Origin of the sequence: Cuspidothrix issatschenkoi CHARLIE-1 (assembly GCF_002934005.1) — a bacterium.
In the GTDB taxonomy this organism is placed as follows: Bacteria; Cyanobacteriota; Cyanobacteriia; order Cyanobacteriales; family Nostocaceae; genus Cuspidothrix; species Cuspidothrix issatschenkoi.
Genome location: NZ_PGEM01000087.1, coordinates 10,002 through 22,331, shown reverse-complemented (window position 1 = coordinate 22,331; position 12,330 = coordinate 10,002). Strand labels below are relative to the sequence as shown.

Below are 12,330 nucleotides of genomic sequence, written 5' to 3'. Positions count from 1 at the left end.
AGACTTGCCATTATTGTAAATATATGTTCTAATGTAGAGTACGCAAGAGCAAAGGTAAATATGTGCAATTTGCAATTACCTGGCAGAAATAAAAAACTTGGAAATTAAGGATATTCCAAACAAAACAGTAATCCCAAAATTAACACAGAGAAATTAATGCCAATTTTTTCTATTTGCGTTACCATAGCAAGCCCTAGGTTTAAAATATTGTTCACCGGTTCTTGCGACAACTAAATCAGTATCAATAGCCTTTAGTGGTAGTAATTACCGTACAAAACCGAATTCCTCAGCAAATTACTGTTGTTAGTTATGGTATACTGGAAAAGTTAGAATTAGCCTTGCCTAACCATAATTGCTCTACGCACAGGTAATCATTGCCAACGGAAAGCTGTTTTAATCAAGCATTTACACACAAAAATCTGAAATACATCGAAGTTATGACTCAGCAAGTAATTCACCCAATGGTGAAATTGCAGCGTAACGTGCAATCACTCATAGAATCCAATATTATCAAGCCCAATGATAAAATTTGGAAAATTGCCTTACTTTATGGCGATGAATGGCAACATTGGAAGCAAGAGTTGCTAGACTTTGGATTTAGCACCCAAGATCCAATTAGCGACTTAGTAGCAGTAGAAAAATGGGACGATGACTAAACATCTAAACTAGACCAGCAATATCTAAGACAGCTTGGCGCAAATACGCCTATTTTTGGCAAAGATAAAACTTTATCTTTGTTGCCATGGTAGGTGTAATTGTGTCGTTGTTATATGCTAGATTTATATCAAGTTCTTCCAATTACTTACGATATAAATTATTAATTACCAATTACCACCCTAAACAAATATGATACAGCAGTTTGCGAAGCTATGAGGTACACATTTTGCGGGCAAGACTTGTACTGAGCTTGTCGTTTGCGTAGCGTGGCGTTAGCCATAGTATGCCCGCACCACAAAAGTTTGATTATGGTTGTACCTCATTTGAATGAAATATGCTGTAAGTATTAACCTGGACATGATATCAAATTCTTTTAACTGCTGACAGAGATTAAAGCCAGAGTTAGTTCTTTTGCTGTATGATAGCGATCGCGTGGTAAAGGTTCCGTCACACAATCAATAACCTGCTTTAATTGACTACTAATAGTAGGTATACTTTTCACATCAAAACGAAAACTGCGTCCTCGTTGACGATAAAATTTTAGAGGATTTTCTCCAGTTAATAAAAAAATTAAAGTTGGGCCAATAGCATATAAATCTGATTGAGTCAGGGGTTGTCCCCGTTCTTGTTCAGGAGCGCAATAACCTTCAGCACCAATTCTTGTTCCTGGTTGTGTGCCTATTTCCTTCACAGCACCAAAATCTAAGACCACAATACTATTATTTGCACCTTTAACCATCAAATTAGCAGGTTTGATATCACGGTGAATGAGTGGAGGTTCTTGGTTGTGAAGATAATCAAGAATATCACAGGTTTGTACCATCCAGGCGATCGCCTGTTTTGGTGTTACAGGGCCATTCAACAGAATGCGTTTTTCTAAATCTTGACCGTGAATTAATTCCATTGCCAAGTATTTTTTACCATCTTCCACAAAAAAGTCATAATACTTAGGAACTCCTGGATGATTGAGGTATTTAAGAATACTGGCTTCTCTCCCAAACAACTCTTGAGCTTTGGGAATTTTCACCATGTCAGCATTCATTTGCTTAAGTACCAACAATTGGGGAACGCCCGTAATTTTAGCCACACCATCCCAAGCTAAATATGTAGTACCCATACCGCCTTTACCCAGAGTGCGTAATACTTGATAATGGCGAATGGTTTTTTCTACTACTATTGGTTGACCACAGTGGATACAAAACAAATTCTGGGAGGAGTTGCCTTTATGGGTACACAGAGAACCAGAAGAGACAGGTCTAATACCGTGAATTTCCTCACCCCCTAACTGTCCAGAAACACTAGATCCTGATGATAATTGCTGAATTTGTACCTTGAGTACAGGCCCTCCCTGAGCCAATTGTAGTAGAGAATTATCAGTAATAATAGATTTAGTCACCAAAAACCCATTGAGGAAAGTACCATTAGCCCCTTGACTAATTACCTCCCAATCATAGCCTTTGGTATTATTAACTAATTTCAGTTCTAAATGATAGCGTGAAACTAAATTGTCAGCTAAAACCACATGATTATCTACTGCCCTACCAATGCGAATCAAGGTAGAACCATCAAAACACCACTGCTTGACAGGTGTTTTTTGTGTTTTTTCTAATAGGGTGAGAGTAATCACAATAAATAGGTTAGCGTCAATAATTGTCCTGGGAATCAGACAGGGGAGCAGGGGAAAGAGTTATAGTTTTCTTGACTTTTTTCACATATAGCAGAAGGTAAACTGCTTCTGATTAGGTTTTACGGATCAATAATGTCCTAATCTGAATGACTACAGCTATACCTTTAAAACAAACCTTGCTGAGATAGATGAACTTTCACTCGTACCAGTATAGCGGTAAGATTGTCATGACCATTATGTTCATTACCCAAATCAATTAAATCTTGAATACCCTTTTCTAAATTACTAGCTGAACTGAGTAAAGGTTGAAGATGGGTTTGCCAATTAGTTTCTAAACAGTCATTATCGGATAAACCATCTGATGCTAGTATCAGCAACATATCTTCATTGATATCAAAAAATTCTACATCAGGATGAAGAGAATGCTCATCGCGCGGCCCCAAAGCTTGGGTTAGTTGGTAAGCATCTGGTCGTCCGTAGGCAATACTGGGTTCTACACCCCTGGCAATTTCCCGTTGACCAACTTCATGATCTATGGTTAGTTGTTCTAGTCCGTGCTTGCGAGTTAGACGATAAAGACGACTATCACCCACATGGGCAATTGCCGCTTGATTATCCTGAAGTAACAACATTACCAAAGTAGTACCCATACGGCCAACTCCAGAACGGGCTTCTTTTTGATTTAGTTCATAAATAGCTTGATTAGCTAAATAAACCGCCTCACGGATAGATTCTTTGGGAGGTAATTCTGTTTTTACCCAGGTTTTTTGGAAGTATTGACGGATGGTATTTACAGCCAATTCACTAGCCACTTCACCTCCAGCATGACCACCCATACCATCACAAAGAATATATAAACCTTGTGCGGTAACAATAGGATTTCTGGGTAATTCCTGCTTATTAATTTTACTATCAACACCAAAATAATCCTCATTATGATTGCGTTGACGGCCAACATCGCTATATGCAGCATATTCCAAATTACTTAACTGCATAGATAACACCATCATTGAGGCATCATCATTTTTACCAATTGCATCGTCTATTTCATCATCTATTTGTAAGACAGTTGATGTACAATTGGGTTTTGCTGAAGTAGATACTGCTTCTATTTCTGTGGCTATATCTGACAAACGCGATCGCAATTGTGTTAAAGTTTCAATTTCCCCCAAGGTCAAATCTTCCAGCATTTCCAACACAGAACCAAATTGAGTTCGTTGGGATTCTCTAAATAAAGTTTGCCACACCTGACCCAAATGTTGCAGAGTTACATTTGGTGATTGATTTTGTAATGAGGCAGATTCTAGATATAATCTTTGTAATACTAAAGCTCGATCTTCATCTAACCGCAAATTTGATAACTCTAACAAACTTTGGCCACAACCCAGACCTGCCAATAATTCCCAAAGTTGAGTCATCTGATAAAACCAATATAAAATTTCCAATATCGTCGTTGTCTCTTGTTTCCAGACATCAACTAACATTGGCCAATTCGATCTATCTTCTAATAACACAACTTGGAGATCATCTTGCTGCCAAGCATCATAAATTTTAGGAATGCCAGGGTGCATTTCCATCTGCAATTCTAAATAAGTCTGGGCTAATTTAGGAATTGTATTGGTAGTAATTTGGCTTTGATGTTCTAGTATTGCCCCCATAGGTGAGACTTGGTAAGGTTGACAATCTATAACTTTGACTATTATCTCCCTATAATCCCCAATTACCTCTGGAGTGCTTAGAGATGTTAAGAAGCGATAACGCTGTTGAGGATCTAAATAGGAATCTAAAGTAAATTTGCTAAAGAGATCATCTGTAATACTTTCTGAATTTGGTGTTAATTCTCCAGTTTCCGCACTAACAGCAACTATCTTATTCACTGCTTGAGTAATCAGAGCATAGTAAATAGTCCCACATTCTGCACCACATTTGTGACAATATTGTGACTTTAAAGATACATCAGCACTGCATTCAGGGCAGATTTTATGAGTTAGGGATATACCACAGCTTTGACAGAACTTATTACTATCAGGGTTTTCAAATGTACATTGCGGGCAAATCAGCATAGTGGAAGTTCCTTGATTTTCCTGCTCAGGTGCTTTTGATTAACACTATTCAGTATACTGATACTACAGTAGCCTAACCTATATTTCCAGTGGATGATTAAGCTTTGTCAATTCTAAGGGAGTAATTTCTCGCCATTGTCCTGACGCTAAATCATCTAGTTGAATATTAGCAATGCTCACGCGGATCAATCGCAAAGTAGGAAAACCAACAGCCGCCGTCATGCGACGAACTTGGCGGTTTTTACCCTCAGTTAGAGTCATTTCTAGCCAAGCCGTAGGCACACTTTTACGAAATCTAATCGGTGGAATGCGTTCATTGACCGATGGTGCTTCTAACAATAACTTAACTTGAGCAGGACGAGTCCGATAATCTTGAATTTCCACCCCAGTTTGTAGCTTATAGATGCCATCAGCATCGGGAATACGTTCCACTTGCGCCCAATAAGTACGACGATGACCAAAACGGGGATGTGCCAAACGATGCTGCAATTGTCCATCATTTGTTAATAACAGCAAACCTTCACTATCCCAGTCCAAACGTCCCACAGGATAAACATCAGGAACATTTATGTACTCTTTTAGAGTAATATGTTTAGGACTTTCTTGAGTAAATTGACTCAAAACTCCATAGGGTTTGTGAAAGATAATATACCGATTATTCATAAAATATAGAAGAAAGAAGGAGTCACCGAGTCAGGAGACACAAAGAAGAAAGAAAAAAAAGAAAGAGGAAAGAACTAATAAACATCAATAATTATGACAATTACTAAAATCAGCCGTAGATCATTCTTATTTTTGGGTGGAGCAACCCTAGCCCAAGGATTAAGCCTAGCATTACCTAGTTATGCCCAACCTGTACAAATTGGCAAAAGTCAAATTAATGGCATCCCATTTTATCAGACCACAGTTGACCTCACAGATCCCAAAACCTTTATCACCATAGGTTTAGCCAAAAATGCTAACTTTGCCAACACCATTCAAAAAACCAGTGGTGATGAAGAATTTAACAAATTAGTAGCTCGTTATAAAGCTACCGTAGTTGCTAATGGCACATTTTTTGCCAAAAATCCCCAAAAAACCGTTATGGGTAACATGATAGCCGGGGGAAAAGTTCTCAAATACAGTCCTTGGGAAAACTTTGGGACTACCTTGGGATTACGAGTTGGTAACAAACCAGAAATGATTACAGCCAGAGTAGACGGTAAACCAGAATGGGATAAACACTGGTTCTCCATCACTTGTGGACCCAGACTGTTAAGAAAAGGAGAAGTGTGGCTCAACCCCAGTATAGAAGGTTTTAAAGATCCTTCTGTTTTAGGTAGTGGCGCACGTACAGCCATTGGTTTTACCCAAGATGGTACAAAGTTAGTTTTAGCAAATTTTGAGATTAATCTTTCCTTACAGCAAGAAGCAGAAGCCATGAAAGCCATAGGCTGTTATGAAGCCATGAATTTAGATGGTGGCGCATCTAGAGCCTTAGCCAGCAAAAATAATATTCTAGTCCCGGCAGGTAGACCTTTAACCAATGTCATTGTTATTTATGATGGCACTAATCCCGCCCCCACGGATCTGCAACAGGCATGGCTAAGATTTCAAAAAGGGTAAAAGCCTAGTATTTCTTAGAGGCAGGGAGGCAGAGGAGAAATTTCTTTCTTATTTCTTCTTTCTCTTGAACTCCTGCCTCTTACTACGGAATAAGGAGTATAATTTTTCATTTTTAATTTCTAATTTTTAATTCCTGACGGGGTTTGACGGCAAATACGACTATAAAGTTACGGTTCACCCCAATTCCTGAAAGTATTAATTCTCATACATTAGTCAATGTGAAAGCACATTAATCCATGAAACCAATAAACATATTTTATAAAAATCACCGTTCCCCTAACGGTTCGGTAAACCACCCTTCATGGAATGGCTACCACTGAGTTTATATATATCAGCCTAGTTGGGAATTTGATTCCTAGCAAAGCCTAACCCAACTGATTGTCACAGACAGTTAGTTAATTCAATTTTATATTCTCTCTTCTGTGCGGATAGTAGTTTAGTAATTTTATAGGGAGTAAACACCCAAAATGGCAAAAGTAGTTGGAATTGATTTAGGTACGACAAACTCCTGCGTGGCAGTTATGGAAGGTGGTAAACCCACCGTTATCGCTAATGCGGAAGGCTTTCGGACAACGCCGTCAGTGGTTGCGTTTGCCAAAAATGGCGACAATTTAGTTGGTCAAATCGCTAAACGCCAAGCGGTGATGAACCCCGAAAATACTTTTTATTCTGTAAAACGTTTTATTGGTCGTCGTTTTGAAGAAATTACCAATGAAGCTACAGAAGTTTCTTATAAAGTTCTCAGTAGCGGCGGTAACGTTAAAGTAGACTCTCCCGGTGCTGGTAAACAATTTGCTCCTGAGGAGATTTCTGCGAAAGTTCTCCGTAAATTGGTTGAAGATGCTAGTAAATATCTGGGTGAAACCGTTACCCAAGCAGTAATTACCGTTCCTGCTTATTTCAATGACTCTCAACGCCAAGCAACAAAAGACGCTGGTAAAATAGCTGGTATTGATGTTCTCCGCATTATCAACGAACCTACAGCAGCTTCCCTAGCTTATGGCTTTGATAAAAAAAGCAACGAAACTATCCTAGTATTTGACTTGGGTGGTGGTACTTTCGATGTATCCGTTCTGGAAGTAGGCGACGGTGTATTTGAAGTATTATCAACATCCGGTGATACTCACTTGGGTGGTGACGACTTTGATAAAAAAATCGTTGATTTCTTAGCAGAAAAGTTCAAAAAAGACGAAGGTATTGACCTGCGTAAAGACAAACAAGCTTTACAACGTCTGACTGAAGCGGCAGAAAAAGCCAAGATTGAACTTTCTAGCGTTACCCAAGCAGAAATTAACCTGCCATTTATCACTGCTACCCAAGAGGGTCCAAAGCATTTAGATACAACTCTAACTCGCGCCACATTTGAAGAACTCTGTTCTGATTTGATTGACCGTTGCCGCATTCCTGTAGAAAATGCCCTCAGAGATGCGAAATTAAATAAAACCAATATTGACGAAGTTGTTCTCGTTGGCGGATCTACCCGGATTCCTGCTGTTCAGGATGTGGTAAAACGGGTACTAGGTAAAGAGCCTAACCAAACCGTGAACCCTGATGAAGTGGTAGCTGTTGGTGCTGCTATTCAAGCGGGTGTTTTGGCTGGTGATGTTACTGGTATCTTATTGTTAGACGTAACACCATTGTCCTTGGGTGTAGAAACCTTGGGTGGTGTGATGACAAAAATTATCCCTCGCAACACTACAATTCCTACCAAGAAATCAGAAGTGTTCTCTACTGCTGTAGATGGACAAACCAACGTAGAAATTCATGTTCTCCAAGGTGAGAGAGAATTTGCTAACGATAATAAGAGTTTAGGAACTTTCCGTTTGGATGGTATTCCTGCTGCTTCTCGTGGTGTTCCTCAAATTGAAGTTACCTTTGATATTGACGCTAACGGTATTCTGAACGTAACTGCGAAGGATAAAGGTACTGGCAAGGAACAATCTATCAGCATCACTGGTGCATCTACTCTCGATAAGAATGATGTAGAACGCATGGTAAGAGAAGCGGAACAAAATGCTTCCTCTGATAAGGAGCGCCGTGAAAAAATTGAACGCAAAAACCAAGCGGATTCTCTAGCTTATCAAGCTGAAAAGCAGTTGGAAGAGTTGGGTGATAAAGTCCCTGCTGCTGATAAGACTAAGGTTGAAGGTTTAGTTAAGGAAGTCAGAGAAGCGGTTGCTAAAGAAGATGATGACCAGATTCAGAAGTTAACCCCCGAACTACAACAAGCGTTGTTTGCTATTGGTAGCAATATCTATCAACAAGCTGGTGCTGCTGGTGCGGAAGCTCCTGGTGCTGGTTCTCCTCCTCCTCCTCCTAGTGGTGGTGGTGATGATGTAATTGATGCTGATTTTACTGAAAGCAAATAGTAATAAATTCTCATCAAGGGCGGGGAAATCTCCCCCCTATATGATTAATACCCATCCAGAGCAATAACTGAATGGGTATTTCTTATAGTAGTTAAATTATTTATTGCGAGATAGTCCTTCCTTAGTAGCAGAAACTTATACAGAATTATCTCATGTTAAGCCTAATGAAATCACACTTAATACTTTGATAAAAAAAGTTAATACAGTGGAAGAAGGTTTAGAGCTTATTCAAAATATCAGTAATCACGAAAAACTGCAATTATATCCTGATATAATCACTTTCAGCACTTTACTAGGTAAAACTAAAAACACAGATGAAATTAATTTACTGGAAGAAATGCGAGAGTATTATAAAATAGAAGCAAATTATAGATACTTGAATAAATTAAAATTCAAAAGGTAAAGCACATAGTTAAAGCGCATACTTACTCACCGAACGGCGATAGGCAGGTGAATAAGAATTAGCTTAAACACAAAGGGCGACACTCCACCGCCCAAATGCAAGGCTGTTTTACCTATTGACAATGGCGCGTGATGGGGACTTTGAAATTCTTAATTCCCCCAGAATTGGGGGTTAGGGGCATTACAACCCTAGATGGCAACTTGATTAGACTTCTGTATACACGGTAGCCTTTACAAGAGGGGACTAAGGGGGGTAGCAATGTGATGAAAATAATGGAATACTACTTTATTCCTTAATGGTTACACTAGAGATAGAAAAATCACAAAAGGAAGATTATGATGACTGACCGTGACTATACTTTAATTATTGACAAAAGCGGCAGTATGTCCACACCAGACCAAGCTGGTGGGAGAAGCAGATGGGATATAGCCCAAGAATCTACCATTGCTTTGGCTAGAAAATGCGAACAGTTTGATCCTGATGGGATTACAGTTTACGTTTTTTCTGGTAAATTTAAACGTTACGATGATGTAACATCTGCCAAAGTAGCCCAAATATTTCAGGAGAATGATCCCGCAGGTACAACTAATTTAGGTGGTGTACTACAAGATGCCATTAATAATTACTTTCAGCGCAAAGCCGCAGGAAAAACTAAAGCAAATGGAGAAACAATTTTAGTCATTACTGATGGTGAACCCGATGATCGCAAAGCGGTATTTGAGATTATCATTCGTGCTACCCAACAAATGGAGAAAGATGAAGAATTAGGCATTTCTATGATTCAAGTTGGTAATGATCCTCAAGCTACCAAATTTCTCAAAGCCCTAGATGATCAATTACAAAGTGTTGGTGCTAAATTTGATATTTGTGATACCATCACTTTAGATGATTTAGAAGACATGAGTTTGGCAGATGTTTTAATGAATGCCATCACTGATTAATTAAGAAAAATTACTAAAATCTGGAGAGTTTAGCCATGCTAGAAAACCGTGATTATACCTTAATTATTGATAAAAGCGGTAGCATGGCTACCCCAGATCAAAAAGGTGGTAGAACTAGATGGTCAGCAGCACAAGAATCAACTTTAGCTTTAGCTGGGAAGTGTGAACAGTTTGATCCTGATGGGATTACAGTTTATTTATTTTCTGGCAGGTTCAAACGTTATGATAATGTCACCTCCAGCAAAGTTGTCCAAATATTTCAGGAAAATGATCCATCTGGAAGTACAGATTTAGCTAATGTTTTAAAACACGCTATTGATGATTATTTCCAACGTAAAGACTCTGGTACAGCTAAACCCAATGGGGAAACAATTTTAGTAGTTACTGATGGTGAACCAGATGATCGTAAAGCTGTGATGAAGGTAATTATTGAAGCTTCTCGTCGTCTGGATAGAGATGAAGAATTAGCTATTTCTTTTATTCAAGTCGGTAGTGATCCTCAAGCTACCCGCTTTTTGAAAATTCTGGATGATGAATTGCAAAGTGCAGGTGCTAAATTTGATATTTGCGATACAATCACAATGGATGATATGGAAGATATGAGTTTATCTGAAGTTCTTCTGAATGCCATTAATGATTAGTACTCCAGGGATGAATTAAAAATTAACAATTAAGTAAGTATTCATCTATAGCACTCGTTCATATCTAGATCCCCGACTTCTTTTATTTATTGTGTCCACAAATTATAAATTGATGTCAGAAGTCGGGGATATTCTCTCGTTGATAAGGAATTACAAATATGGATTCCATTGATAAGTTATTAGCTGAAATTAAAACTGAATATACAGAACCGCAAGCTACACCAAAACCAAATAATTTAACTCCTGTTAAATTGGATTTACCTGTAACTAAAGCAGATGTATTAATAGATAATTTGTTATCAGAAGTACAAGCGGAAGTTGCAGAAAATAAAATTCCAGATATTCAATATCAGCCCACATCATACTATCATTTACCGCCGATTGAATTTATACATTCACCTGCTAATAAGTCAGATGTATTTATGGATAACTTATTAGCAGATGTTAAAGCTGATATAGCTGAACAAGAAGCAGCCGAACACCGACGAAAACAAGAAGAATTAGCACAGGAGAAAATTCGCCAGGAGGAAATTAAAAATGAACAAAGAAAAGCTTTAGAAAAACCTGCGAAAGAATGGTTAGCTAAATTAGATCCGTTATCATCAGAAGGATTATGGTTTGAAAGATTTGCTGAAGGTTATCCTGATAAATTAGCAGCGGCAATTGATTATTTACAGACTAATTCCTAAATTTACATTTACTGTTTGTACTGTAAATGATTAATTGCCCATTCATGCATTGTCCTGTTCTTACATTCGTCTATTGTAATGCCGTTCTTAATGCCGGATATGGGAATAAATTTTGAAAGCCAGATAACCTTTCTTGTAATGGTTCTGGGGCAAAATTCCAAAGACTTTCATAGTAGAAAAAAGCCACACCAAGATCCCTCCGCTGGGCTGCACGAACTTGAGTTTGAATCTGTTGCATGGAAATAGGTTTAGTTCTTAAACCTGCCATAATGCCAATTCCAGTAGGAATTATTTGTTTAACTTCTTCCATTTCTGGACGGGAAAGTTTGGCAGTAAAATTATCTAAATTGTCTCGGTAAACTTGGACAATTAACTCATCTACTATATTCAGTCTCACCCAATTCAACCAATCTTGGAGTTGAAATTTGTAAGAGAAATCATAGTAATTAGGAGAGACAGAGAAAATTAATTTGGGTTTTATTTGCTTAACTGTTTGGTTCAGTCTGACCATGAATTCTGTAATTTTATTTGCCCGCCAATTTATCCATGCTGGATCTTGGGGATCTGTGGGTGGATTTTTTTTAGTTTCTTTTTTATACAAGGCAACTGTATATTTATCATAGCCAAATTCATAGGGTAAACTGGTATGATCATCAAATTGAATGCCATCAAGTTTATATTTATTAGTCAGTTCTACCAATAAATCACTAATAAATTGTTGTACTTCGGGATGAAATGGATTTAACCATTTAACTTCACCCGCAGCACCAACAGATATTTGACTACCATCCTGTTTGCGTGTGAACCATTCTGGTTTATTTATGGCTAATTCTGAAGTGGGAGGTGCCATAAATCCAAATTCAAACCAAGGAATGACGAGTAAATTTTGATCGTGTGCTTGATCAATTAAATCCTCCAGAATATCATGGCCATCTAAGCCTTGAAAGACAAAGGGCTGAATTTCTAAACGTTTAGCTACCCTACTAGGATACATAACATATCCAGAATTCCAAACAACAGGATAGATAGTATTAAAATTGAGTTGTCGTAATTTTGTGACAGCTTCTTGAACTTTAGTTCTATCTTTAAGAACATTGAGATCATTATTTGTCATCCACACCCCACGAATTTCTTGACGTGGTACTTGGGCGTTAACAGGTGTGAAGCTATTGTCCCAAAAAACTATGAATAAGGAAACTAAAAACAAAGGCAGAAATAGCTGCTTAAGTAATTTCTGGGAAACCAACTTAGGGAAATTGCAATTCATGTTAAATTGACGATATTTTAATGAAATTGGGATCTTCCGTACTTCTTATGCTAAATTATTTTGCCAAA

At 38.1% G+C, this 12,330-nt stretch carries 11 protein-coding genes; 7 read left to right on the top strand and 4 right to left on the bottom strand.

The window, feature by feature from the left end:
• Positions 1-437: 437 nt before the first annotated feature.
• Positions 438-656 carry a DUF4327 family protein gene (locus CUN59_RS12830; protein ID WP_104388213.1) on the top strand — a complete coding sequence of 73 codons (219 nt, stop codon included), beginning with the start codon at positions 438-440 and terminating at the stop codon, positions 654-656.
• 374 nt (positions 657-1,030) lie between these two features.
• Here CUN59_RS12830 and CUN59_RS12825 read toward each other — a convergent pair whose 3' ends face one another.
• The 3 genes from CUN59_RS12825 to CUN59_RS12815 form a co-directional block, all read right to left on the bottom strand.
• Positions 1,031-2,284 carry a protein kinase domain-containing protein gene (locus CUN59_RS12825; protein ID WP_104388212.1) on the bottom strand — a complete coding sequence of 418 codons (1,254 nt, stop codon included), beginning with the start codon at positions 2,282-2,284 and terminating at the stop codon, positions 1,031-1,033.
• 164 nt (positions 2,285-2,448) lie between these two features.
• Positions 2,449-4,347 carry a serine/threonine phosphatase gene (locus tag CUN59_RS12820; protein WP_104388211.1) on the bottom strand — a complete coding sequence of 633 codons (1,899 nt, stop codon included), beginning with the start codon at positions 4,345-4,347 and terminating at the stop codon, positions 2,449-2,451.
• Between the two features lie 78 nt (positions 4,348-4,425).
• The gene (locus CUN59_RS12815) at positions 4,426-5,010 is read right to left on the bottom strand and encodes an rRNA large subunit pseudouridine synthase E (RefSeq protein WP_104388210.1); all 585 of its coding nucleotides are present in this window, start codon (positions 5,008-5,010) and stop codon (positions 4,426-4,428) included.
• 93 nt (positions 5,011-5,103) lie between these two features.
• Here CUN59_RS12815 and CUN59_RS12810 point away from each other — a divergent pair, with 93 nt between their 5' ends.
• The 6 genes from CUN59_RS12810 to CUN59_RS12785 all read left to right on the top strand — a co-directional run bounded on the left by CUN59_RS12810 (position 5,104) and on the right by CUN59_RS12785 (position 10,995).
• On the top strand, positions 5,104-5,952 hold the full coding sequence (locus CUN59_RS12810; RefSeq protein WP_104388209.1) for a phosphodiester glycosidase family protein: 849 nt from the start codon (positions 5,104-5,106) through the stop codon (positions 5,950-5,952).
• Between the two features lie 467 nt (positions 5,953-6,419).
• Complete coding sequence (dnaK, locus tag CUN59_RS12805; protein ID WP_104388208.1) at positions 6,420-8,321, top strand: molecular chaperone DnaK; 1,902 nt, start codon at positions 6,420-6,422, stop codon at positions 8,319-8,321.
• Positions 8,322-8,424: 103 nt separating this feature from the next.
• A complete protein-coding gene (locus CUN59_RS12800) occupies positions 8,425-8,724 on the top strand; it encodes a hypothetical protein (protein ID WP_104388207.1) in 300 nt (99 codons plus the stop codon).
• A gap of 335 nt (positions 8,725-9,059) precedes the next feature.
• The gene (locus CUN59_RS12795; RefSeq protein ID WP_104388206.1) at positions 9,060-9,665 is read left to right on the top strand and encodes a vWA domain-containing protein; all 606 of its coding nucleotides are present in this window, start codon (positions 9,060-9,062) and stop codon (positions 9,663-9,665) included.
• Between the two features lie 35 nt (positions 9,666-9,700).
• Positions 9,701-10,306 (top strand): vWA domain-containing protein, encoded by a 606-nt coding sequence (locus CUN59_RS12790; RefSeq protein ID WP_104388205.1) that lies wholly within the window; start codon positions 9,701-9,703, stop codon positions 10,304-10,306.
• 158 nt (positions 10,307-10,464) lie between these two features.
• Positions 10,465-10,995: a salt stress protein, Slr1339 family gene (locus CUN59_RS12785; protein WP_306460516.1), complete on the top strand. Its 531-nt coding sequence runs from the start codon at positions 10,465-10,467 to the stop codon at positions 10,993-10,995.
• Positions 10,996-11,065: 70 nt separating this feature from the next.
• On the opposite strand, the gene CUN59_RS12780 is transcribed toward CUN59_RS12785, so the two are convergent.
• On the bottom strand, positions 11,066-12,262 hold the full coding sequence (locus CUN59_RS12780; RefSeq protein ID WP_104388204.1) for a glycoside hydrolase family 10-like protein: 1,197 nt from the start codon (positions 12,260-12,262) through the stop codon (positions 11,066-11,068).
• Between the last annotated feature and the right edge of the window lie 68 nt (positions 12,263-12,330).

Coding starts and splice junctions, on each gene's coding strand:
- CUN59_RS12790 (WP_104388205.1), top strand. CDS start 9,701: ATGCTAGAAAACCGTGATTATACCTTAATTATTGATAAAAGCGGTAGC.
- CUN59_RS12780 (WP_104388204.1), bottom strand. CDS start 12,262: ATGAATTGCAATTTCCCTAAGTTGGTTTCCCAGAAATTACTTAAGCAG.
- CUN59_RS12830 (WP_104388213.1), top strand. CDS start 438: ATGACTCAGCAAGTAATTCACCCAATGGTGAAATTGCAGCGTAACGTG.
- CUN59_RS12820 (WP_104388211.1), bottom strand. CDS start 4,347: ATGCTGATTTGCCCGCAATGTACATTTGAAAACCCTGATAGTAATAAG.
- dnaK (WP_104388208.1), top strand. CDS start 6,420: ATGGCAAAAGTAGTTGGAATTGATTTAGGTACGACAAACTCCTGCGTG.
- CUN59_RS12795 (WP_104388206.1), top strand. CDS start 9,060: ATGATGACTGACCGTGACTATACTTTAATTATTGACAAAAGCGGCAGT.
- CUN59_RS12810 (WP_104388209.1), top strand. CDS start 5,104: ATGACAATTACTAAAATCAGCCGTAGATCATTCTTATTTTTGGGTGGA.
- CUN59_RS12785 (WP_306460516.1), top strand. CDS start 10,465: ATGGATTCCATTGATAAGTTATTAGCTGAAATTAAAACTGAATATACA.
- CUN59_RS12815 (WP_104388210.1), bottom strand. CDS start 5,010: ATGAATAATCGGTATATTATCTTTCACAAACCCTATGGAGTTTTGAGT.